Origin of the sequence: Caballeronia mineralivorans PML1(12) (genome assembly GCF_001028175.1) — a bacterium.
GTDB lineage: Bacteria > Pseudomonadota > Gammaproteobacteria > Burkholderiales > Burkholderiaceae > Caballeronia > Caballeronia mineralivorans.
On record NZ_AEJF01000333.1, the window covers coordinates 1 to 328 of the forward strand.

Sequence of the window (328 nt, forward strand, 5' to 3'; positions counted from 1 at the left end):
TGATTGGCCGTACGCTCTCCAACGCCATGTTGTCGCTAGGAATTTACGAAGATGTACAGGGCGCACTGGAAGCGATGGGGTTAAATCTCGAAGAGCTGATTGATGAAGAAAATGACCCAGGCCTCGGTAACGGTGGCCTGGGACGTCTGGCGGCTTGCTTCCTTGATTCTCTGGCGACGTTAGGGTTGCCGGGGCGCGGTTACGGCATCCGCTATGACTACGGTATGTTCAAGCAGAACATCGTTAACGGTAGCCAGAAAGAGTCGCCAGACTACTGGCTGGAATACGGTAACCCGTGGGAATTCAAACGCCACAACACGCGCTATAA

The 328-nt window shown here is 53.7% G+C and carries 1 protein-coding gene; it reads left to right on the plus strand.

Translation table 11 applies throughout. From position 1 onward, the window contains the following. Window positions 1–328 (plus strand): glycogen/starch/alpha-glucan phosphorylase (locus tag EOS_RS42905; protein WP_047898329.1); only part of this gene is annotated, 328 nt, incomplete at both ends.